Genomic DNA, 24,013 nt, shown 5'->3' with positions numbered 1-24,013 from the left:
TTAATCCTCCGTTTCCGTTTCACAATGAATGACCTCGTTTAACAAGTCCATCAACTCCCCATTAGGCTCTTGTCCCAGTCGATGCTGAAAATAATCCTTAAAAAGTACGTCAATATTTTGGTCGAGATTGACGGATTGGATATGCGTTTGATTGATTGTTGTTTGTTGTACAACGGGGATGATATGAATAATACCGTCGTGTGCTTCGTGTATTCGTTTCATGTCGGCAGAACTGAGGAAAGTATCAGTCATCAGTGTCAGCTCGACGAGCGTATCGGGATTTTCGTTTAACCATAATACGGCAGCATCGATGTCCTTAAATTGTTTACGATGTAGTTTCTTTCCCGAAGAAAGTGGAACGAATTGATATTGCGCGGGCTGCTCCGGAACAACGTCTACAATGACAACGCCTTTTGCCTGTCCTGCCTCCGAAAAAGAGTAGGCAAGCGGGCTACTTGGATAAACTACTGGACGATTTTCATCGCCGATATTCTGAAACCGATGGAGATGCCCCAATGCGGTGTATTGAATTTGCGGTGGGATAGCATCGGAATATACGAGATCAGCGTGTCCTACCTTAATGGGTTTTTCTCCTTCGGGCTCTTCCGATATTTCTCCGCCGCGCTGTAACATATATAAATGCGTGGTTAACAAGTTGACGCCTTGATTGTCACAATACATATTTCCGATGGTGAGCCAGTGTTTTCTTAAAAGCTCGTTGAGTTGTTGTGCCTTATCGTCCAGTCCTAGGAATTGCTTTAATCGAAGTTCATTGGCAAATGGCGTGTGGATAATACGCAACGGATAGTTATATCGGGATAAGGATATCTCTAGAAACCCTGTTGTTGTTGCATGAATAGAGAAACCATTCTTGGTATGAAAGGGTTGAATAGTTGCCTGCGGGTAACCGATAAAAATGATTCCACATTCACGGGCAAGTACATCGGGTGCGTCGATGCGGTCTGCACTATCGTGGTTTCCGGCTATAGCGATGACCGGACGCTGCCCTTCACGGCTAAGCTGCCGCAATGTTTTATAAAGGAGTTCAACGGCTTCGACAGGTGGGTTGAAAGCGTCGAAAAGATCGCCGGCCACGATAACAGCGTCTACACTTTCTTCGTCTGCTATTTCACATATTTCAGTTAATACCGCGCGCTGCTCTTCCAATCTCGAGAAATAATCCAACCGTTTGCCTAAGTGCCAGTCGCTAGTATGTAATATCTTCATTAACGCTTTTTTTATTCTGTCCTGTGTTATTAGAAATTAAAATTAAAGTTAACGAAAATTATGCCATCTCCTTATTTCTTGTCAGAATGTCCCAAATCTTTGTCTGGATTGATGATATTCCGGACTAACTGCTTTAGTTCTTTGATTTCCGGAAACCGACCTTCTTTCTTTCTGTCAAAAATAACTTCGCCATCAATTGCTATAGAAAATCGTCCGTTGATCTCGCTTGGTACCAAAGTGATACCATAAAGGTCATCTACGAACGTTGTTAACAACTCTTGCGCCATGTAAGCAGACCGGAGCATCCATCCGCATTTGGGGCAATATAAAATGGTAATAGTGGGTTTCATTTAAAAAGAGATTAATAGTCCTTTCGATTTTTTCTAAAAATATAAAAAATCTCTTGCATAAGTGTATAGTTGTTTCTAAATTAGTAGTTCATAATTCAGGCCGCTAGAGCATGGCGGTAAGTTATAATTGGTTTTACAAAGGTTTCTAGTCGCCCGGCTAGAAACCTTTATTATTTTAGCGGGCACGTTTGCGAAAGCTTTGGCGCATTTTTAAACCATCATCTTGCGATAAACGCTATAACACTCAATTATTTTTCTTAATTTTACCGCTACTTTTTGTTAATGCTTGTCATAAAAATTAGGAGAAAATTTTGGATTATTTAGCAGGATTAAACCCTTCGCAACGGGCAGCTGTGGAGCAGACGAAAGGACCAGTGATGATTGTTGCCGGTGCGGGTTCGGGAAAGACGCGCGTGATTACCTATCGTGTAGCCCATTTGATTCGGAAGGGTGTGGACCCATTTAATATCTTAGTGCTTACCTTTACCAACAAAGCGGCAAAGGAGATGCGGGAACGTATCATGAAGGTTGTAGGGCAGGAGGCAAAGAATATATGGATGGGAACTTTCCACTCTGTATTTGCGCGTATTCTCCGTGTAGAAGCGGAGCTTATCGGCTATCCCCGGAATTTTACGATATATGATACGGATGACACAAAAAGTTTGATCCGTGCTATTCTAAAAGAGATGAACCTCGATGATAAGCTATACAATGCCAACCATGTATACGGGCGTATTTCTTCGGCTAAAAATAATCTGATATCTCCTCAAGAATACAATAAGAACGAGGCCATTATGGCTGAAGACATTGCAAATGGACGTCCGCAGATGGGGCAGATATACATGACCTATGCACAACGTTGTTATCGGGCGGGGGCCATGGATTTTGACGATCTTTTGTTTAAAACGAATGTACTGCTGAATAAGTATCCGGAAGTGCTGCACAAATACCAACATCAATTTAAGTATTTGATGGTGGATGAGTATCAGGATACAAATTTTTCCCAATATCTTATTGTAAAAAGGCTAGCGGCAGTAAATGAAAATATCTGTGTGGTAGGAGATGATGCGCAGAGTATCTATGCATTCCGTGGTGCGAATATTCAAAATATCCTAAATTTCCAAAAGGATTATCCAGACGTTCAGGTTTTTAAACTAGAGCAGAACTACCGCTCCACAAAAATGATTGTCAACGCAGCAAATAGCGTGATTGAGAAGAACCAAAATCAGTTGGAAAAGAATGTTTTTTCAGAAAATGAGGATGGGGAGAAAATCAAAGTCGTACGTGCATTTTCTGACAACGAGGAGGGGAAAATTGTAGCGGAAGCCATTGCGCAAGAACGCACATTAAAAAATCTACAATATAAAGATTTCGCTATTTTGTATCGGACAAATGCGCAATCCCGCGCGATGGAGGAGGCACTGCGAAAAATCAATGTTCCTTATAAATTATATGGCGGTACATCGTTCTATCAACGTAAAGAAATCAAAGACCTCATTGCGTATTTTCGTTTGACGTTCAACCCCAATGACGAAGAAGCATTAAAGCGGGTCATCAACTATCCACGTAGAGGGATAGGAGATACCACATTAGAGAAAATTTTGGTCGCTGCAGACCAGCAACAATATCGATTGTGGGATGTAGTTGTGAATGCACAAATGTTTCTTGATGGACGAAGCGCGAATGCGGTAGGCAATTTTGGGCTGATGATTCAAAGTTTCCAGGCTGTAGCAAAAACCAACTCGGCGTTTGATACGGCCATGCATATTGCACAACATGCTGGTATATTGAAAGACCTTTATGAAGATAAATCGGTGGAGGGGCTTAGTCGTTACGAAAATATCCAAGAATTGTTGAATGGTATCAAGGAGTTTTCAGAACGTGAAGACATTGAAGAAAAAGGTCTTGATGTATTTATGCAGGATGTGGCCTTATTGACCAATGATGATAACGACAAAGATCCGAATGCAGACACCGTGTCCTTGATGACGATACATGCGTCAAAAGGGTTGGAATTTCCGGTAGTATTTATTGTTGGTTTGGAAGAGAACTTGTTCCCTTCGCAACTCTCTCTCAATTCCCGTTCGGAACTAGAGGAAGAAAGACGACTTTTTTATGTAGCGGTGACACGTGCGGAGAAAAAACTACATTTATCCTATGCTACATCGCGTTATCGCTGGGGAACACTCAACAACTGTGAGCCCAGCCGTTTCTTAGATGAGCTGAATCCGGCCTGTCTGGAACTCGACTTTAAACCGCGGAATACCATGATGGAGACTGGTGGAAGTTTTCAATCGGAGCGTATGGCCTGGAAGCAGAAAGATACGGAATCATTTTCGAAACCAAAGCCGAAAATGGTCAAAACGACTTCGATATTGCCGAAGGCACACGTACCCACAGCAGGCTTTGCCCCATCAGATACATCTGCACTGCAAGTGGGAATGGAGGTAGAGCACGAACGGTTCGGATTTGGAAAGGTAGTGAATCTCGAAGGTAACCGACCGGATATAAAAGCAACTATTTTCTTTAAAGAGTTGGGGCAGAAACAATTGTTGCTTAAATTTGCAAAACTTAGAATAGTATAATAACAGATAAAATAATAAACTGCGCTTATATAACGTTTTCTAAGCGTAAAACTACACTTTATGGATTTCGACTACAATAGTACCCGGCCAAAATTAATTTTGGCAGAATATGGAAGAAATGTGCAAAATATGGTAGACTATATATGCACGCTTCCAACGAAAGAGGAGAGAAACCGATATGCGCAAGTCGTTATCGACATGATGGGCGTATTGAATCCACATCTGCGAGATGTTTCAGATTTTAAGCATAAGCTATGGGATCATTTACATATCATCTCTGATTTTAAGATCGATGTGGATTCTCCATATCCCGTTCCAGCACGTGATGCTATTCACAAGAAACCTGAGCTGCTGGATTATCCGCAACATGCCATTCGTTACAAACATTATGGTCATACCATTGAACGCATGATTGAAAAAGCGCTCGCTATGCCTGCTCCAGAAAATAGGGAACGTATGGCTTTATCTATCGCTAATTTCATGAAGATGGCTTATATGACTTGGAATAAGGATACAGTGCAAGATGAACATATCATCCAGAATCTGACTGAACTTTCTAACGGGCAACTGGCATTGCCTGCCGATACGGTATTGACTAAACTTGATTTTAAAACTCCGCCTCCGGGCAGCCGGACAAAAGGTGGGACTACCACTAGCGCTAACAATAACCAAAAAAGTAATAATCAAAAAAGCAGTGGCAAAAAAAATATGGTGAAGAAAAAAAATGGTTCTAAAAAAGTTTCGTATAGGAGATAAACTATTTTGACTGTTTTATTAGGAGGGCAATTGTGTGGCGAAAGTCGTTATCCGGTTGCTCTCTGTTTTTTTTAATATTAATATACGATAATAAAAGATGAGCGCATTTGAAATAATCGGTGGAAAGAAATTAAAGGGAGAGATTATTCCCCAGGGAGCAAAAAACGAAGCATTACAGATTCTATCTGCTGTGTTACTCACTGAGGAAAAGGTAGTCATAAGCAATATTCCCGATATCAAAGATGTGAATAAATTGATTGACCTGTTAGAGGCATTGGGTGTATCTGTTAACCGGATCAATAAAGATACCTATTCGTTCGAAGCAAAAAACATCAACATAGATTATTTTCAATCAGAAGAGTTTAAGCACAAAGGTGGGGGGTTGCGTGGTTCTATTATGATTGTCGGCCCTTTGTTGGCCCGTTTTGGAAAGGCGGCGATTCCCAAACCGGGTGGGGATAAGATTGGTCGACGCCGATTGGATACGCATTTTCTGGGATTTGAGAAATTAGGTGCAAAATTCGTTTACGATGCGGAGAAAAATTTTTTCAATGTAGATGCTTCGGAATTAAAAGGTGCGTATATCCTGATGGATGAGGCTTCGGTGACCGGTACGGCAAACATGGTAATGGCTGCTGTGTTAGCTAAAGGAATCACCACGATTTACAATGCTGCTTGCGAACCTTATTTGCAGCAACTGTGTAAAATGTTGAATCGTATGGGCGCTAAAATATCGGGTATTGGGTCAAACTTGTTGACGATTGAAGGTGTTGATAGATTGCAAGGAACGACTCATCGTATGTTGCCGGATATGATTGAAATCGGATCTTTTATCGGTATGGCGGCGATGACGGGTTCAGAAATTACGATTAAGGATGTTTGTTTTTCGGAACTAGGTATCATTCCGACCGTATTCGCGAAACTGGGGATACAGTTTGAGCTGCGTGGCGATGATATTTTTATTCCTGCGCAAGACTCCTATGAAATTGAAACCTTTATCGACGGCTCTATATTGACGGTTGCAGATGCACCATGGCCGGGCTTCACTCCGGATCTCTTGAGTATTGTCTTGGTAACCGCTATTCAAGCAAAAGGCAATGTATTGGTTCACCAAAAGATGTTCGAAAGCCGTTTATTCTTTGTGGATAAACTGATTGATATGGGAGCGCAAATTATTCTTTGTGACCCACACCGTGCAACTGTCATCGGGTTAAATAAACAGGTGAAATTAAGAGGTATTGAAATGACTTCACCGGATATTCGAGCAGGAGTTTCTCTTTTGATCGCTGCTTTATCAGCACAAGGAAGGTCTATTATATATAATATAGACCAAATTGAACGTGGATACCAGGATATTGAGGAAAGATTACGGGCTTTAGGAGCCGACATTCGAAGAATAGAGGTGCCGCAAGTATAGGTTGAGCCATAAGGGAGAAAAGGGTAAACATGAAGTTTACCCTTTTTTTGTTTATGCGGAATGCTTTTTTTTGTGATGTTTTTGTGTTTTTATATATTAAAAAGGATATGTTTTTATGTTTGTTGGGTGTTTTTATTTCATTTTTATTGTTTTTTATTATGGTTATTTGATTTATTTACGTTTTTTGTATGTTTTATGAATAAAAATCTTGTTTTTTATAATTTTTTCATATTATTGCTTTATAAAAATTATGAACGTATGTCTATATATCAAAAAAAGTCGTTTTTACCATTCTTGTTGATGGTTGTTTTGGTGGTTATTGCATTTTTTAACCCAGCTTTACCGACTGGATCGGTTGAACATGAGTATAATTCGGCAGATGTGGCTTGGATGTTAACATCAACAGCACTTGTTTTGATCATGACCCCGGGTCTGGCTTATTTTTACGGTGGAATGGTCAAAAAAAGAAACGTTATCTCGACAATGCTACAAAGTTTTATTTGTATGGCGGTCGTAGCCGTCTTGTGGTTTGCGTTTGGATTCAGCTTGGTATTCGGAGAATCCGTTGGGGGGATTATCGGAAATCCAGCAACATTCTTTATGTTTAACGGTGTGTTAGATCGCGCGCCTTGGGCAGGCGCTCCTAATATTCCGTTTGTATTGTTTGCAATGTTTCAGCTTAAATTTGCCATCATAACGCCGGCACTTATTACAGGAGCTTTTGCTGAACGTATCCGTTTTACATCCTACATTCTTTTTATTTGTTTATTCTTTATTTTTATTTATGCGCCACTGGCTCACGCAACATGGCATCCGGATGGGATATTGCTTCAGTTGGGTGTGTTAGATTTTGCTGGCGGAACCGTCGTGCACATGTCTGCTGGATTGACCGCTTTAGCTTCCGCAATTTATTTGAAACAAGGTAAAACAGCGAAAGAACATACGCCTGCGAGAATAACCTATGTTCTCTTGGGAACGGGACTACTTTGGTTTGGGTGGTTTGGTTTCAATGCAGGTTCAGCTTTTGCGGCGGACGCATTGGCTGCAACAGCCATGGCAACCACCACTGCAGCCTCTGGTGCGGCAGCGATTATGTATATCTTATTTGACGCCGCTAGAGGTATTAAACCTTCGGCAATGGGGACTTGTATTGGTGTTGTCGTAGGCTTGGTGGCCATCACGCCCGCTGCAGGATTTGTGAGCATTCCACATTCTATTGTTATTGGTGCCGTTGCTGCGATTGTAAGTCGTTTGTTGATTGACTGGCGTACAAAATCGAACATTGATGATACGTTGGACGTATTTCCAAGCCATGGCGTGGGCGGAATGGTTGGTATGGTATTAACCGGGGTATTTGCACATTCCGCTATCAATGGAGCCGTGGAAGCGAATGGGTTGTTTTACGGCGAGACTGATTTGTTTTTCGCACACCTTATTGGTCTTTTAGGATCTATTGTGTTTATTTTATTGATGGCTTTCATTCTTTTAAAGGTGACAGACACGATTACACCGTTACGCGTCAGCGAACAGGAAGAGGAAGAAGGATTGGATTTATCCCAGCACGGTGAGCGGCTCTCATATGATGCTAATAATTGATCGATATTAAAGATATTATTACTAACTAAACAACGAGAAAGGCCGATTTTTATCGGTCTTTTCGCTATTTAAAGCAAATTTACAAATGTTGCTGCTTTTTTATGGCCTCTTCCCGTTTTTACCACCAATATCTGCTTTAAAAAATTTATCTTTGCGAATTAGAATATTGGATAAGGACCTGTATGAAGCATATACGTAATTTTTGTATTATCGCCCATATCGACCACGGGAAGAGCACATTGGCCGATCGCCTGTTGGAGTTTACCAACACCATTACACAACGGGAGGCACAAGCGCAACTGTTGGACAATATGGATTTGGAGCGTGAACGTGGGATAACGATTAAATCGCACGCTATTCAAATGGAATATACCAAAGATGGCGAGCAATATATTTTGAACTTAATTGATACTCCCGGGCACGTCGATTTCTCTTATGAGGTTTCGCGCTCAATTGCGGCATGTGAGGGGGCATTGCTAATTGTGGATGCTTCTCAGGGCATTCAAGCGCAGACGATATCCAATTTATATCTCGCTTTGGAGCACGATCTGGAAATCATCCCGATATTGAATAAAATGGACTTGCCGGGCGCTATGCCTGAGGAGGTGAAAGATCAAATTATCGACTTGATCGGCGGTAAGCGCGAAGAAATTATACCAGCTTCCGGTAAGACCGGAATGGGTGTGCCTGATATTTTAAGCGCCATTGTGGAGCGCATTCCACCTCCGGTTGGAGATCCGAACGCACCTCTGCAAGCCTTAATTTTTGATTCTGTCTTTAATTCTTTTAGAGGAATTATGGCTTATTTTAAGGTTGAAAACGGTGAAATCCGAAAAGGCGACCGTGTGAAATTCGTGGCGACTGGAAAAGAATATTTTGCAGACGAAATAGGTACACTTAAGCTTAATCAAGTTGCTAAAAATGTTATAAAAACAGGTGACGTAGGTTATATTATTTCCGGTATTAAAGAAGCACGCGAAGTGAAAGTGGGAGATACCATTACGCATCGCGACAGACCTTGTACAGAAGCAATTAAAGGTTTTGAAGAGGTTAAGCCAATGGTTTTTGCAGGTATTTACCCCGTTGATACGGAAGATTATGAAGAACTTCGGGAATCTATGCACCGTTTGCAGTTGAATGATGCTTCGCTGGTTTTTGAGCCGGAATCTTCGGCTGCATTGGGATTCGGTTTTCGATGTGGTTTTTTGGGTATGCTCCACATGGAGATTATTCAGGAGCGTCTAGAACGGGAGTTCAATATGACGGTGATTACTACCGTACCAAACGTGTCCTACCGTGCATTTCTTACGAAAGATAAAAAAGAGGTTATTGTGCATAATCCATCGGATTTGCCCGATCCTAGTAAATTGGATTTTATCGAAGAACCTTATATCAAAGCGAATGTGATCACCAAGGCAGACTTTGTAGGCCCGGTGATGTCGTTGTGTATCCAAAAAAGAGGCACAATTATCAATCAATCCTATCTAACGTCAGATCGTGTAGAACTGACTTTTGAAATGCCTATGGGCGAAATCGTTTTTGATTTTTATGATAAATTGAAGACGATTTCTAAAGGATACGCATCATTCGATTATCACCAAATCGGATATCGGCAGTCGGATTTAGTAAAACTCGATATTCGGCTAAACGATGAGCCTGTAGATGCCTTATCGTCTCTTATCCACCGAAGTAATGCCTATGATTTTGGAAAGAAGATTTGTGAAAAATTAAAAGAACTTTTGCCACGTCAGCAATTTGAAATCCGTATACAGGCCTCCATCGGAGCGAAAATCATCGCGCGGGAAACAATTTCCGCTTTACGTAAAGATGTAACCGCAAAATGTTACGGAGGCGATATCTCCCGAAAACGTAAATTGTTGGAAAAACAGAAAAAAGGTAAAAAGAGAATGCGTCAGGTAGGGAACGTGGAAATTCCACAATCCGCATTCATGGCAGTTTTGAAATTGGATTAAGAAGCAGATAATACGTATATAAATGAATTTATTAGACGGAAAGCTGGTATCGGCAAAAATAAAGGAAGATATAAAAAAGGAAGCAGCAGCATTTACAGCAAAATCGGGACGAAAACCTCATTTGGTAGCGATTTTGGTGGGAAATGATGGAGGAAGCGAAACCTATGTAGCCAGTAAGATGCGCAATTGTGAGCTCGTTGGTTTTGAATCGACGAATATTCGCTATGACGTGGATGTTACGGAGGACGAACTAATCGCTAAAATAAAGGAGATCAATCAAGATTCGAATATTGATGGGCTGATTGTACAGCTGCCGTTGCCGCGGCATATTGATCCGGAAAAGATTACGGAAACCATCGATTATCGTAAAGATGTGGATGGTTTCCACCCTATTAATTTAGGGCGAATGCAACGCAATCTGCCTTGTTTTATACCGGCTACACCTTATGGCATTATGCTAATGCTCGAGTATTATGGTATTGATACTGCGGGTAAGAAAGCGGTAGTGGTCGGTCGTAGTAATATTGTAGGATCACCGATGAGTATTTTATTGGCTCGTAACAGTAATCCAGGAAACTGTACCGTGACATTAACCCATAGCCGTACAGCAAATCTAAAAGAAGAGGTATTTGCAGGAGATATTATCATAGCTGCTATTGGCCGTAAACACTTTGTTACAGCGGATATGGTAAAAGAAGGCGCTGTTGTAATCGATGTAGGCATTAACCGGGAGGAATCTGGGGAGACGAAATCGGGTTTTAAACTTTATGGGGACGTTGATTTTGACGAGGTATCTAAGAAATCGTCATGGATAACGCCTGTTCCCGGTGGTGTAGGGCTGATGACCATTGTAGGACTATTAAAAAATACGCTAGAGGCTGCAAAAGGTACGGTCTATTCTAAATAGTACTTTTTGGTATAGTAATTGTTTATTTAAACTATTAACTATCAAAATTATAATTAAAGGAGAAAGACATGAAAAAATTAATGTTAATCGCAGCAGTTGCAGGTACTATCATTGCTACGTCGTGTAACAACAATACCAAAAATAATGATACGGATAATGAGATGACGGCTGGTGAAAAGTTGGATCAAACATTGGAAACGCTAGAGGGCCATCAAGATCACGCAGAAGCTGTTTTGAGAGAAGAGTTAGCAAAGGCAGAAGACAGGGTGAATAAAGCAAAAGCTGATTTGGATGAAGCTGTCCGAAAAGGCGATAAACGCGCTGAAGAGGACGCTCGCAAGGCGCTGGATGAGGCGAATACCTTTTGGGACAAAACAAAAGCAACTGCGCGTGAAGCTGGCCTTAAAATCGAAGAAGGGACAAATAAGGCTATCGATGCAACCAAGAATGCTGCCGAGTCCACGGGAAACGCACTAGATAGAGCATATGATAAAACGATCGACGCGACAAAGGAGGCAGCGGATGCTACGGGAAAGGCTATCGATAACGCGGTAGAAAAAACCGGAGAGAAAGCAAATAAAGTTGCCGACGACGCTGAAAAAAAATTAAATGATTTAAAGAATCGCTAGAAAAACGATTTTTCTGTTTATTTAAGAGTTAGCTAGCCTAGCTATAAGATAAATCTTTGAACCTCCTGATTATTCAGGAGGTTTTTTGTAAGTTTTCTACCAATATGGATACTGAAATAAAAAAGAAACTATTAGACCATTGTTTTAAGCGAACTGAAGGCCGAGTGAAGGAAATCACGCTCGCATTAAAACAAGCCCAGGAGGCAATAGAAAGCGACACTAAGAGTAGCGCCGGCGACAAATATGAGACATCGCGTGAGATGATACAACAAGATTTGAACCGCTATCACATGCAGCTGTCGCAGGCAAAAAAGGACTGGATTTTGTTGCAAAAAATAAATATTGATATAAAAGAAAAGGCAGAGATAGGTGCGATAGTCGTGACGGAGCAGGTAGCCTATTTCGTTGCCATCAGCTTGGGAGAGCAACACGTTAATGGTATGCGCTTTATGGTGATTTCGCCTTCTTCACCTATAGGTAAGTTGTTACTGGAATGCAAAGTGGGGAACGAGATTATCTTTAACGGTACGAAACAACGAATAACAGCTATTTACTAAAGGGCGGTAGAATTTCAAACAATCTACTGGGTTTATTGTTCCATAATCAGAAACGATCTTGTAAGGTTTACAGCATTCAAAGCTTTGTTCAATCTGACTAATAATGTCTTACGATGACGCTAATCGATAAATATAAAACACTTTTAAATGCAGCAGAGGATTTAATCGTCGAGGATCTGCAGTTTATGGAACATAACCGTGTTCTTATTATCCGCGGCGTGGCGCCAAATGCCGAAGCAAAAAATAAGCTATGGGACATCTATAGCCAAATTGATCCTAATTTTATTTCCAGTGAGGTTTTATTGGATATCGACGTTCTCTCGACGGTAAAAGGTTGTAAAGCAAGGCTATTTATGGAAGATCCGATCTTACATGTTCACAAAGGTCCAGGAGTTGAATTACCTACTATCGGTAAAATAAAAAAAGGAGAGATAGTCACGGTCGTTAGTCGCGCTAACGTCTATTGGTGGCTCGTCCGTACAGACAATATAGAAGGGTATTGTTATGCGGAGAATATAGAACAGGTATGATGTGAAAAATACGCTTTAAAGCAAACTTAACCAAACATATCTTCCAACCGGAAAGTCTCTTTTAGGCGAACACCCTTTTCGGTATGTTGGAGTGTACAGCACGCATTGATGGGATCATGCTCCAGAAACAATATATATTCATTATCTACGATTTCCTGCCAGTAATGTTTTCGTTCTTCCATGGTGGTCAGCGGCCGAACATCATACCCCATTACATAGGGAAGAGGAATATGCCCCACAGAGGGTAGTAAATCTGCCATGTATAGAATTGTCTTTCCACGGTAGCGGATTTGTGGAAGCATCATGGATTCGGTATGCCCATAGGCATAACGGATATCAATATGAGGTAAAAAAGATTCTCCCTCTTTTATAAAGTGCAACTGACCGCTTTCTTGTATAGGAAGAATGTTCTCTCGGAGAAATGACGCTTTTTCTCTAGCGTTCGGGTGTATCGCCCATTCCCAATGTTTTTCGTTGCTCCAGAAACGTGCATTTTTGAAAGCCGGAAGAAGACGTTCGCCTTCTCGTTTGATGGCGCCGCCGCAATGATCGAAGTGAAGGTGTGTAAGAATAACATCGGTAATATCATTGCGGTGGAAACCATGTTTTGCCAATGAAGCATCGAGTGTGGCATCCCCGTGAAGAAAATAGTGACTAAAAAACTTTTCATCCTGCTTATCGCCGATGGCGGTGTCCACCAAAATTAGCAGTTTGCCGTCCTCAATGAGGAGCAATCTATTCGTCCAGGTACATAGATTGCGTTCATCGGCAGGATTGGTGCGTTGCCATAATGATTTTGGCACCACACCAAACATAGCGCCCCCGTCCAACTTAAAGAATCCAGTCTCGATGGTATATAGTCTCATGCATGCTTAAATTTACTTTTTAAACAGTCCGCCTAGCGCGTCTCCTAATTTTCCTTTTGTAACCGCGCTTATAGCGTCATCAATTCCGACTTTACCATCACCGTTCTGATCTAAGGCAGAGCCTGTACCGCCACCGGTAAGGGAACTTAAAATGTCACTGATATTGAAATCTCCGCTTTGCACTTTGCTGGAAACTATACTGATGATCTGTGGGATAATAGAGCTGGCAAACCCGCTCGCTGTGTGACTGTCTAATCCTACATTTGTACCCAATTTTGAGGTGAGTGAGGAAATGATATTTTTTACGATAGGATTAGATGTCAAGGCATTTTTATCTGTATTACCAAGCATATTGGTCAAATCACCTAAATTTCCGCTCGAAACGGCTGATTTTAAGCCGTCAAGCAAAGATGAACCTGTTTCCGTAGCTACATTGCCAGTCAGATCATTAGCGATGTTGCTATTCCTGTCAACCTCTTGGGTTGTTGTCTGTTGGATTAGTTGTTGAAGTTTGTCGATCATTTTTTCATTTTTTTGTTTCCTATAAAAGTAATAAATCCGATCTGTTTCCCCTGTATTTTACCTCTTTATATTTTATAGAATGTAGCTTTCCGATGACGTAAAATTATATAACACTTACCAATTCCGCTATAAGAGTAAACGTCCTCATGAAGAAAAGCGGGCTCTTAGGCAGCTTTATATTATTTTTAGTATTATTGACAAATTTAGAGAATTTGTTAAAACAAATAAAAAGATGAAATCCACCATTCAGGAAATAGAAGAGCGTTTTGATAAGGACGTTGAGCGTTTTTCTCAGCTGGAAACCGGGCAGCAGACGACATTGGATGCTTCGTTTAATATGGAACTTATAACGGAAGCTATTTCGCGTCGTTATCCTAAACTCGGTACTGTATTAGACATCGGTTGTGGCGCGGGGAATTATATGGTAAAGTTATCGCAAAAGATAACGAATATCGATGTCACGTTGTTAGATTTAAGTCAACCGATGTTAGATAAGGCATTGGAAAGGGTAGGTGAGGTGGCGACTGGTAAAGTAAATACGCTCAAAGGTGATTTTAGATCAGTTGATTTTGGAACAAAAAAGTTTGACGTGATTATTGCAACGGCAGTATTGCACCATCTTCGAGACGATGAGGACTGGGAAACCGCATTTAAAAAGTTATTCGATTTACTAAACGATGGAGGTAGTGTCTGGGTATTTGATTTGGTTCATCAAGCTGATATCACCTTACAACGTTACATTTACGATGATCTGTATGGGAAATATTTAACAGATTTGAAAGACGAACAATACAGAGATCACGTATTCGCTTATATCGAAAAAGAAGATTCCCCTCGCAGTTTAATGTACCAACTACAGTTACTAGAAAAAGTTGGCTTTAAACAAGTTGATATTTTACATAAGCACTTATGCTTTGCATCTTTTGTAGGGTTTAAAGCAGATTAATAAAGGATCCAATCTAAAAATAAGTATAAAAGATTTCCGAAATGTCTAGCAAATCGGAAATCCTTTATTGATATTACTTTATAAATTCTACTTTCTCGATGATCATTTCCTGTTCCTTAGCATCCGAAGGAACTTGGCCACGGAACAACCAGAGATTGAGTCGTAAACGTTCCGTGCCTTTATGTGATGGAATGTCGTTTCCTTTGTAAGTCCATTCATGGATTCGGTTGTTTTCATCAACGGATAAGCCGTGTCCCTGACGACTGAAAAAATCGATTCTATCCCGTTGCCAATTAAAAGAATGGGTCGAATGTTCCGTTAATAAGTTCAAATCATAGCGTTCTTTGTTGCCGGAACGATCTGCCGGTTGTATGGCAAATTGGGAATCTTGGTTTTCCGGATCTGACCACCTCGAAAACTCAATATCTATTTCTTCTTCATCATTGAGATAAGTAAACAAGCCTCCTACAGCATGTTGGTCTAATTTGCTTACATCACTAGCTAGATAAAAAACATATTGGCCATAACCTAGAGATTGTTTTAGGATTATTCCAGAACAATACCAGATACCCCCGCGCTGCACAATCTTCAGATGTAATCTGCCATTCTCATCAACCCATACATTATCTTCCGAATCTGAAAAGTAGTTCGGTCCAGGGCCGACTCTTTCATCGTCCGATGTGCGAACAATCCAGTCATAGCCCGAGAACTTGATTATCCGATCCGTTTGTACCACTTGTCTATCGGGTTCATTTATATCGGGGGCACAAGACGATGATAGCATTATACATACAAATAATTTAAAGCTTCTTAAAAGAAATAACATATTAAAAGGTAGAAAAAGTTTAGTTTTTAAGATGCATTTTGTGATTATTTCTTTAGTCAGCAATTCATATAACAATATATTATATCGCACAACGTTGGAAACAGGACTAGGAGGTTTAAAAAAAAGAGCTGACCTTTTCTGGACAGCTCTTTTTTTTCTATTAATGCGAACTTAAATTCTTTGCTTTTTCAGGATCGAAATTAGCTTCCAATTCAGCAAGCTTTTTCTTCCCGTAAGCCATTCTGGTGATTACGTAAAATAGCACCGGGATGATAAATATTCCCAGCAATGTGGCAACGCTCATGCCGCCAAACACTGTCCAACCAATTGTTTGGCGAGAGAAGGCGCCGGCTCCGGTTGACAACATCAACGGGATAATCCCTAGGATAAAGGCAAAGGACGTCATGATGATCGGTCTTAATCTCAACTTCACAGCATCTAGTGTTGCGTCCATTAACGGCATGCCGATATCGACCCGTTCTTTCGCAAACTCTACAATAAGAATGGCATTTTTTGATGCCAGACCAATAATAGTGACTAAACCGATCTGTGCATAAATATTGTTATCCAAAGCAGGGATAAACAACAACGTCAAGATAGCGCCGAATACCCCGATAGGTACAGATAATAAAATGGAGAATGGAACAGACCAACTTTCATAAAGGGAGGCCAATAGCAAGAACACAAATACAATACATAAGGCAAAAATCATGACCGTCATGTTACCAGATTGTTTTTCTTGCAAGGAAATACCGGAAAAATCGTATCCATATCCGTCAGGCAAAGTTTGAGCAGCAACCTCTTCCAAAGCGCGAAGTGCATCTCCGGAGCTATATCCAGGAGCGGCGGAACCGCTCACTTCTATACTTCGAAAAATGTTATAGTGGTTGATGATGGACGGATTTTGTACCAGGTCCCAGCTGATCAGTGTACTTAATGGAACAGATTCCCCTCGGACATTATTGACAAATAACTTATTGAGATCCTCAATGTTCATCCGGAAATCTTGATCGGCCTGTGTGACCACACGGAAATTACGTCCGTAGCGCGTGAAATCATTTACATATGCCGAACCTAAATAGGCAGAAATGGTACTATAAACCGATGATACGGGAACAGCCATTCTTTTTGCCTGTTCTCTGTTAACCGTAATCTTAAAGTTAGGAGAGTTCGAGTTGAATAGGGTGTACGCCATGCCTATTTCCGGACGTTGGTTTACCGCTCCCAAAAATTGTCTGACAACCCCTTCAAATTGTTTGATATCCACCGTTTGATGGTCTTGTATCATCATAGAGAAACCTCCCGATGCGCCAAGTCCCGGAATAGCCGGAGGAGTTACGGCCAAGACACTCGCTTTGTCATACCCGCCATATTTAGCCATAATAGCTCCCGTCACCTCGGCGGCAGTTCGTGTTCGTTCAGCCCACGGTTTCAGCGAAACGAATAAAGTCGCTCCATTTGATTTAAAAGAACGGTTTAATATATTAATACCCGAAATAAGCGTGACATGTTTGATTTCTGGAAAATCTTTACGCAGATCGGCCTCAATTTCGTCAAGCACCGCTGCTGTACGACTTGCAGAAGCTCCTTCAGGTAAAGTTACACCCGCAAAGAACATTCCGTTATCTTCGGTAGGAATAAACCCTGTTGGCTTTACACTAAACATGTAGCCGGTGCCTACATATAAGCATAATAGAATAATGAGTGCTAATGGTGCTTTGCGTATAACAGCTTTTACGCCTTTAGAATACCTGTAGGTGACACGATCGAACCACAGATTATATTTGTAAAAGAATTTATTCAAGCCTTTAGCATCTTTGTTGACCGCGGTAGGTCTCATCATAATCGAACACAACGCGGGTGTAAGGGAAAGTGCGATAAAGGCAGATAACAATACGGACACAGCAATCGTAATAGCGAACTGTTGGTAGAGCTGTCCGACCATTCCGGGAATGAAACCAACCGGTACGAATACGGCAGCCAAGATAAAACCAATGGCAATTACCGGAGCGGTTATATCTTTCATCGCATGTCGAGTTGCTTCTTTCGCATCCATCTTGTAATGGTCGATATAATGCTGCACAGCCTCCACGACCACGATGGCATCATCCACTACGATACCAATAGCCAATACGAACGCCAGCAAGGTAAGGTTGTTAATCGAAAACCCGAACAGGGTAAAGAAGATAAATGTCCCTACAATGGATACTGGAATGGCGAGTACGGGAATCAATGTTGCCCTCCAAGATTGCAGGAAGAAAAACACAACCACAGTAACCAATATCAATGCTTCTATCAACGTATGGATAACGGAGGAGATAGATGCGTTGACTACAGAAACTGTTTCGTATCCCACAACGTAATCTACATCTTCGGGGAAGGATTTCTTCAAGTTCTCCAATGCCGCGTAAATACCGTCCGCTGTTTCTACAGCATTTCCTCCAGGTGTTTGGGCGACCATCATCCCGGTGGAAACCATGCCGTCCACCCTTGTCGTCGTAGCATATGCGAATGAACCTAGTTCTACTCTCGCCACGTCTTTTAATTGTACAATGGAACCGTCGTTAGGATTTGTTTTGACGATAATTTCTTCGAAATCCTCTTCAGAAGATAAATCAGAGTCAGTGATAACCGGATATTCGAATACTTGCGAGTTGTGTTGAGGTGGAGCACCCACGGAACCACCTGGCATACGTAAGTTTTGTTCTGCTATCGCACTGGAAACGTCTGCGGGAGTTAAGTTTAATGCGGCTAATTTGTTGGCATCGAGCCATATCCGCATCGAGAAGGGTTGGCCGAAGGCAGTTACATCACCCACACCTTTAACCCGCATGATCGCATCGCGAACGTATAAGTTCGCATAGTTAGCTAAAAACTTATCATCCCGTGTTCCGTTCGGCGACACTAACGAGACAAGCATCAAGATGTCTGTATTCGCTTTACGTGTAGTTACCCCTAAACGACGTACAGCTTCTGGTAAGGCCGGCTCGGCAATGCCGACACGATTTTGTACATCGAGTGTGGCGATATCGATATCTGTACCAACTTCAAAAGTAACCGTAATACTCGACTGCCCGTTTGATGTACTATTAGAAGACATGTAGATCATGCCCGGCGTACCGTTAATCTGGCTTTCTATCGGTGTTGTCACCGTCTGTTCAACGGTTTGCGCATCCGCACCAGTATAGTTTGCCGTTACTGTAACGGTGGGAGGAGCGATAGATGGATATTGACTGATAGGCAACGTCATGATGGAAATCGTACCTATAATCATAATCAATATAGAGATAACGATTGCCGTGACGGGCCTTCTTATAAAAACTTCTGATATCATTTTTTATTTCTTATTGAGATTCGTAACTCTTCGTTCGTGACGCGTGATTTATTGTTTTACTACTGTTAACCGATCACCTGTTACTGCTTACTTGTCTCCGGTTCTTTTTCAACAACTTTTGCTCCACTTCGTACATTCAGGATGCCATCGACAACAATTCTATCTCCTGCTTCTACACCTGAATTGACTACCACTTTATCTTGTAGTTTTAAGCCGAGCTCCACCGGACGTATCTCCGCTTGGCTACTGTCGTTTACCACGTATACGTTATACACACCTAACTGATCCTGTACTGCTTTAAACGGAATCACCAATTGTTCGGTAGCCGAAGTGCTCCTCACATTCATCGTGAGGTTCATACCTGCACGCAAATCGTTTTGCGGATTGCTGAATGATGCACGTACCTTTAATCGTCCTGTAGTAGGATCAACTGCTCTATCGATGGTGGCAATTTTTCCGGCATGGGTGTACGTGCTTCTATCCGGTAAAGAAACGCTGATTTCGGTAGATGATTTGCCGGACTGGTAAGCTGCAAATTCGGAAATCTCCCTTTCGCTGATTTGGAATTCAACGGCGATAGGGTCGATCGCACTGATTGTATTCAGAAGTGTGGTACCGGGAGAAACCAACGCACCTGTACGTACTTGGGAAATTCCCACAGCACCGCTGAACGGCGCACGTATAATTGATCGTCCCAAATTGGTCTGCGCAGTTGTTAGCGCTGCTTGTGCCGCTTGTACTTGTGCTTTTTGGTTGCTTACATCTGTTAAAGCGTAGTCCAAGGTCTGTTTTGCAATCGCATCTTGCTCCGCAAGTGTTTGGTAGCGTGTTAAATCCTTTTCGACGCGTAGAAGATTTGCTCTTGCAATTTCTAAATTGGCTTTTGCTTGATCTACAGCTGCTTGATAACGGATACGGTCAATTTCATATAAGGGTTGTCCTTGTTTTACAGTTGCGCCGTCCGCTACATATATTTTCGTCACATAGCCGGATACTTCTGCCAACAGATCGGCTTCCTGAAGAGGAACAACGCTAGCTGGATAGGTTTTGATACCTGAAACGATCTGTTTCTCAACGGTTGTTGTCGTTACGGGAACAGCTCTTTCCCCCGGAGCAGCTCCTTGTTGTTGCTTTGCTCCGTCTTTGGAGCCGCAAGATTGCCAGAACAATGCAGAACCTATAATTAATGCAGAAAATAAATAGTTCTTATTCATGTTTTCGTGTATTTCTTGGTTGAATGATAAGGTGTTTTTTATAACGTTGTGTCTACCGTACCCAATGCTTTTTGAATGTCTAACTTGCTGGAAAGAACAGTATATAAAGCATTAAGGTAGTTTAATTGTGTAGTTCGAAGATCGCTTTCGGCAGTCATTAACTCTAGATAGGTTTTCACACCTGCATCATATTGCAACTTGATGGTGTTATAGACTTCTTCGGACAATTCCATGTTTTCTTTCGCATTTCTCCACTCGTTCATATTGGAACGATAACTTGCCATAGCAGCCGAATACTCCGCACTAATTACATTTTCCAGATTTTTCAAGTCCCATTCGATCCGTTCTTCTTCCAGCTCTGACCTTCGGATTTCCTGTATACGTTTTGTACCAGTAAAAATGGGAAGAGATAGGGACAAGCCTACGGACGAACTGGGGATATTGTTTCTATATAATTGACTAAACTCATTATTGAAATAGTTCATATTATAGTTGGCATAAGCTCCCAGCCGAGGCATAAAGCTCCATTTCTGGTATTGCGTATTCAATTTCTGAATCTCTTTCAATGTTTCCAACTGTCGGAATTCTACACGGTTGGCAATACGCAGTAATTCTGTAGTATCTAGTAAAATATTGGCTTCCAACGATTGATCGACAAAGGATAAAGAAATTTCTTCTGTGGCGGGGATATTTAAAAGAGATTTCAAATAATCATATTTGAATTTGCGTGCTTCGTTGGCTGATTTTAATTGCGCATTGGCGTTGTTCAACGATATTTGCGCTCTTTTATAATCTATTTTATCGACCAGACCGGTTTCATAGCGTGCGTTGGCTTCCGTGTACTGACGTTTCAAACGGACAATATTCTCATTAACGATCTTAATGGTTTCTTCTGAGGTAAGGATGTCATAATACGCTTTGCTTACATCTACTACGGTGTTGATTCTGGTGTCCTCTAGGTTCAAGTTGTTTTGCTGACGTATATATTTGGCGGCACGAGATGCTTGAAATAATTCGGGACTAAGAATCGCTTGATCAGCTTGAAACCCTACCGTACTGGTATTCCTTTGTCCCATTCGTATCGTTTCGCCTCCAATGACCATGGCGGGCAATTGAATGTTGTGTACTAAAGAAGCAGATGCATTGATTTGAGGGAACCAGCCCGATAAAGCTGAAGCAATTTCCCGCTCTCCGATTTCTTTGTCGATGTATGCTTGTTTTAACTCAATTTTATTGCGCAGCGCATAGTCAATTAGCTCGTCCAGTGTTGCTTCGCTGTTGAGTTTCTCCGATTCCGAATTATTAACAGACTGTGCTTGTGCGTATCCTGCGACACAGCACGCAAGAAATAACGATAACGCAACTTTTTTAAAATTCATATTATTGATTTTTAACACCATTCCAAATTATTTCAATTAAATCCTCCCGGCCTTTAACGTGCATTTTACAAAACCCATAGGTAACCATCTTGACATGGGATGTAGCCGACCCGATGTAGATAGATATCAAGGTATAGAAACTTACGTTTCGAATAATGCCGGATTTTATACCTTCTTCAAAGAATAAATGCATTTTGTCAACACCATAATACGTACTCTTCTTTTGTTTTATGAGCTCATAATATGGGGAAGAATAAAACTGTTCTATAAACCAAAAAGTTTCTTTATGTGCCAGATAATAATCCACAAGACGGTTCCAGATGTAAAAGAACTTCTCCTTATAGGATAAATCTTCGTTAAAATTGAAAATATGCTCATTTGTTTTTTCCCGACAGTACTTGAAAAGTTCTAAAATCAATTCGTCTTTAGAATTAAAATAGTGATAAATCGTGCCGGTCGCCACATTAGCATGAGCAGCAATCTGACTCATTGGAGTGCCATGAAAACCATGCTCATTAATGAGCTTGAGCGTGCTTTCAAAAATGGCTTCTTTTTTATTTAGCAATTGAACGTTCATTCGGTTGCAAAAGTAGTAAAAAAACATGGTCGCGAATGTCAAATATTTGTTATATAAACAACCATGCTTAGTGTGAAGATTACACTAATGTTAATTTTTCGTTAAATATGCGATTTCGGGGGTAGTTTGTTTGCGTAATCAAGGAATCAGCCTTATATTTGTGCTATCATAATTTAGGTTTATAATTGGTTAGTTTAGTAAGGTTTCCATTCTCCCCGTTTGGAAACCTTCTTTTTTATAGACAATTTTCTAGACTGCTTTTCACATCTTCCTGCGTATAGGTTTCCGTACTATTTCCGAATGTAGTAGTAATGTATGTCAATATATACGCGATGTCGACGTTAGTCAGCTGCGGGTTTCCAGGCATGTCACCTTCAAAGGTTTTTCCACCAATCTCAACAGGGCCTGTCATGCCATTTTTGACGATGCATGCCAGTTTTTCTCTGTTTTGTTGTAAATATGTTGTGTCTGTCAATGGGGGATAGAGCATCCCCAGTCCCTCGCCTTTGGAACCATGGCAACTCTGGCAATGGGTGGTATAAAGCTTCTGACCGTTTACAGCATATTGTGCTGTCTCGATACTCACATTGGGTTGACAAGAAAAAATAAGCATACCAAGAAATATGCTTATTCCTGCTAATGAAAATATCGTATTTCGCATGTATTCATTATTGTTCTTTCAACAAGATCGTTAAGTCGTCGAAGAGCTGGGCAACCTGTTCGTCATTTGTTCCGTCGTAAGCACCACGGATACGTTTTTGCGGATCCACTAATACCAGATAACTTTGATGGTCATAGCCACCCGGCGCATTTTCATCTTCCTTCGTATACACGAGATATTTGTCGGCGATGCCATAAATATCCTTTTTATTGCCTGTTACGAATTGCCATTGTTCGTTCGTAACACCTAATTTTTGTGCATAAGATTTGAGTACGCTTGGCGAATCGTATTTAAAATCTATACTGTGGGATAAAAATGCAACCCGTTCATCACCTTTGTATTTTTCATATACTTTTAACAGATTGCGTTGCATAGTCGGGCAGATACTTGGGCAATGCGTGAAAAAGAAATTGGCAACATACACTTTGTTGTCAAAATTCTTATCTGTGATTTCTACACTGTCCTGATTGATAAAAGTAAACGCTGGAATCTGGTGATAAATCGTATCAACCATCGTTTTGCCGTCTACGATCCGCTCTTCTGTCTCCCGCTCGCCGATGATGGGTAATTTCTTTTCACTTGTTCCCGAACAAGCGAAGAAAGTGGCAGAAAGTGCAAATGCGCTTAGGTACGTTTTGAGATTAAGCTTCATGGTTATTTTTTAAAGGAGACCAGTAAGCTCTCTGCTTCATATTTCACCTGTTCAAACTCCGTTTTCAAATCCGAAATACGTTCCACTTCAGTCTTTTGATAATTTACGTCCGTACTATCTGCAGCGTATTCTTTCATCCAAACCATCATTTTATCTGTAGCAGATTCCAGGTTTGTTTTCAATGTATGGAATTTTTCTCTGGCTTCCACAGTATCGAGATTTGCATCTACGGTCTTTAATACAGATAGGTTTTGTAATAAAGAGTCGATCAGAATTTCATGTTTGTTGAAGTTAGAAACCTGAGGCATGATTTCGTCATGTATTTCTATGGCCTGTTTTGCTAGCTTTTCTGCTTCTTCGTTTTGTCCGGTGGTATTTTGGCAAGCACTCGCAAGGAATACACCGAATGTTAAGGTACCTAAAGTGAACTTTTTCATTATGTTCGTTTTTTATTGTTGATGTTCTGGTTACAAATATAGGACTCCGGCAATATTTAAGCGGATTATGAT

General features: G+C 41.1%; 22 protein-coding genes. 10 read left to right on the top strand and 12 right to left on the bottom strand.

Features of this window, described 5'->3' with window-relative positions; genetic code table 11:
• Together G5B43_RS07895 and G5B43_RS07890 are read right to left on the bottom strand one after the other, a co-directional pair.
• The gene (locus tag G5B43_RS07895; protein WP_165294199.1) at positions 1-1,227 is read right to left on the bottom strand and encodes an exonuclease SbcCD subunit D; all 1,227 of its coding nucleotides are present in this window, start codon (positions 1,225-1,227) and stop codon (positions 1-3) included.
• A gap of 71 nt (positions 1,228-1,298) precedes the next feature.
• Positions 1,299-1,577 (bottom strand): SelT/SelW/SelH family protein, encoded by a 279-nt coding sequence (locus G5B43_RS07890; protein ID WP_165294198.1) that lies wholly within the window; start codon positions 1,575-1,577, stop codon positions 1,299-1,301.
• 311 nt (positions 1,578-1,888) lie between these two features.
• Between G5B43_RS07890 and G5B43_RS07885 the strand changes: the two genes are divergently transcribed.
• The 9 genes from G5B43_RS07885 (at position 1,889) to G5B43_RS07845 (ending at position 12,527) form a co-directional block, all read left to right on the top strand.
• The gene (locus tag G5B43_RS07885; RefSeq protein ID WP_165294197.1) at positions 1,889-4,162 is read left to right on the top strand and encodes an ATP-dependent helicase; all 2,274 of its coding nucleotides are present in this window, start codon (positions 1,889-1,891) and stop codon (positions 4,160-4,162) included.
• A gap of 60 nt (positions 4,163-4,222) precedes the next feature.
• The gene (locus G5B43_RS07880; protein ID WP_165294196.1) at positions 4,223-4,918 is read left to right on the top strand and encodes a DUF4290 domain-containing protein; all 696 of its coding nucleotides are present in this window, start codon (positions 4,223-4,225) and stop codon (positions 4,916-4,918) included.
• 97 nt (positions 4,919-5,015) lie between these two features.
• Positions 5,016-6,335, top strand: coding sequence for a UDP-N-acetylglucosamine 1-carboxyvinyltransferase (gene murA, locus G5B43_RS07875; RefSeq protein WP_165294195.1), 1,320 nt, complete (start codon positions 5,016-5,018; stop codon positions 6,333-6,335).
• A 258-nt stretch (positions 6,336-6,593) separates the two neighbouring features.
• On the top strand, positions 6,594-7,931 hold the full coding sequence (locus G5B43_RS07870; RefSeq protein ID WP_165294194.1) for an ammonium transporter: 1,338 nt from the start codon (positions 6,594-6,596) through the stop codon (positions 7,929-7,931).
• 182 nt (positions 7,932-8,113) lie between these two features.
• A complete protein-coding gene (lepA, locus tag G5B43_RS07865; RefSeq protein ID WP_165294193.1) occupies positions 8,114-9,904 on the top strand; it encodes a translation elongation factor 4 in 1,791 nt (596 codons plus the stop codon).
• Positions 9,905-9,926: 22 nt separating this feature from the next.
• Positions 9,927-10,811: a bifunctional 5,10-methylenetetrahydrofolate dehydrogenase/5,10-methenyltetrahydrofolate cyclohydrolase gene (locus G5B43_RS07860; RefSeq protein ID WP_165294192.1), complete on the top strand. Its 885-nt coding sequence runs from the start codon at positions 9,927-9,929 to the stop codon at positions 10,809-10,811.
• 68 nt (positions 10,812-10,879) lie between these two features.
• Positions 10,880-11,440, top strand: coding sequence for a hypothetical protein (locus G5B43_RS07855; protein WP_165294191.1), 561 nt, complete (start codon positions 10,880-10,882; stop codon positions 11,438-11,440).
• A 104-nt stretch (positions 11,441-11,544) separates the two neighbouring features.
• Entirely contained in the window at positions 11,545-11,997 is a 453-nt protein-coding gene (locus G5B43_RS07850) for a hypothetical protein (protein ID WP_165294190.1), read from the top strand.
• A 113-nt stretch (positions 11,998-12,110) separates the two neighbouring features.
• The gene (locus G5B43_RS07845) at positions 12,111-12,527 is read left to right on the top strand and encodes an SH3 domain-containing protein (RefSeq protein ID WP_165294189.1); all 417 of its coding nucleotides are present in this window, start codon (positions 12,111-12,113) and stop codon (positions 12,525-12,527) included.
• Positions 12,528-12,553: 26 nt separating this feature from the next.
• Here the strand turns inward: G5B43_RS07845 and G5B43_RS07840 are convergent, their stop codons facing one another.
• The gene (locus G5B43_RS07840) at positions 12,554-13,393 is read right to left on the bottom strand and encodes an MBL fold metallo-hydrolase (RefSeq protein WP_165294188.1); all 840 of its coding nucleotides are present in this window, start codon (positions 13,391-13,393) and stop codon (positions 12,554-12,556) included.
• A 12-nt stretch (positions 13,394-13,405) separates the two neighbouring features.
• Entirely contained in the window at positions 13,406-13,915 is a 510-nt protein-coding gene (locus tag G5B43_RS07835; protein ID WP_165294187.1) for a hypothetical protein, read from the bottom strand.
• A gap of 232 nt (positions 13,916-14,147) precedes the next feature.
• Between G5B43_RS07835 and G5B43_RS07830 the strand changes: the two genes are divergently transcribed.
• The gene (locus G5B43_RS07830) at positions 14,148-14,861 is read left to right on the top strand and encodes a class I SAM-dependent methyltransferase (protein WP_165294186.1); all 714 of its coding nucleotides are present in this window, start codon (positions 14,148-14,150) and stop codon (positions 14,859-14,861) included.
• Positions 14,862-14,934: 73 nt separating this feature from the next.
• Here the strand turns inward: G5B43_RS07830 and G5B43_RS07825 are convergent, their stop codons facing one another.
• From G5B43_RS07825 to G5B43_RS07790, 8 genes are all read right to left on the bottom strand, one after another.
• Positions 14,935-15,645 (bottom strand): glycoside hydrolase family 16 protein, encoded by a 711-nt coding sequence (locus G5B43_RS07825; RefSeq protein WP_165294185.1) that lies wholly within the window; start codon positions 15,643-15,645, stop codon positions 14,935-14,937.
• Between the two features lie 202 nt (positions 15,646-15,847).
• The gene (locus G5B43_RS07820) at positions 15,848-19,021 is read right to left on the bottom strand and encodes an efflux RND transporter permease subunit (RefSeq protein WP_165294184.1); all 3,174 of its coding nucleotides are present in this window, start codon (positions 19,019-19,021) and stop codon (positions 15,848-15,850) included.
• Positions 19,022-19,101: 80 nt separating this feature from the next.
• On the bottom strand, positions 19,102-20,235 hold the full coding sequence (locus G5B43_RS07815) for an efflux RND transporter periplasmic adaptor subunit (RefSeq protein ID WP_165294183.1): 1,134 nt from the start codon (positions 20,233-20,235) through the stop codon (positions 19,102-19,104).
• Between the two features lie 38 nt (positions 20,236-20,273).
• Positions 20,274-21,614: a TolC family protein gene (locus G5B43_RS07810; protein ID WP_240904804.1), complete on the bottom strand. Its 1,341-nt coding sequence runs from the start codon at positions 21,612-21,614 to the stop codon at positions 20,274-20,276.
• A gap of 1 nt (position 21,615) precedes the next feature.
• A complete protein-coding gene (locus G5B43_RS07805) occupies positions 21,616-22,191 on the bottom strand; it encodes a TetR/AcrR family transcriptional regulator (RefSeq protein ID WP_165294181.1) in 576 nt (191 codons plus the stop codon).
• Between the two features lie 235 nt (positions 22,192-22,426).
• Entirely contained in the window at positions 22,427-22,852 is a 426-nt protein-coding gene (locus G5B43_RS07800; RefSeq protein WP_165294180.1) for a c-type cytochrome, read from the bottom strand.
• A gap of 7 nt (positions 22,853-22,859) precedes the next feature.
• Positions 22,860-23,504, bottom strand: coding sequence for an SCO family protein (locus G5B43_RS07795; RefSeq protein WP_165294179.1), 645 nt, complete (start codon positions 23,502-23,504; stop codon positions 22,860-22,862).
• 2 nt (positions 23,505-23,506) lie between these two features.
• Entirely contained in the window at positions 23,507-23,941 is a 435-nt protein-coding gene (locus G5B43_RS07790; protein WP_165294178.1) for a transposase, read from the bottom strand.
• Between the last annotated feature and the right edge of the window lie 72 nt (positions 23,942-24,013).

It is taken from the genome of Sphingobacterium sp. SGR-19 (genome assembly GCF_011043555.1).
Lineage (GTDB): Bacteria > Bacteroidota > Bacteroidia > Sphingobacteriales > Sphingobacteriaceae > Sphingobacterium.
Note: the sequence above shows the minus strand (reverse complement) of the source record. Positions and strands in the feature narration are given on the sequence as shown.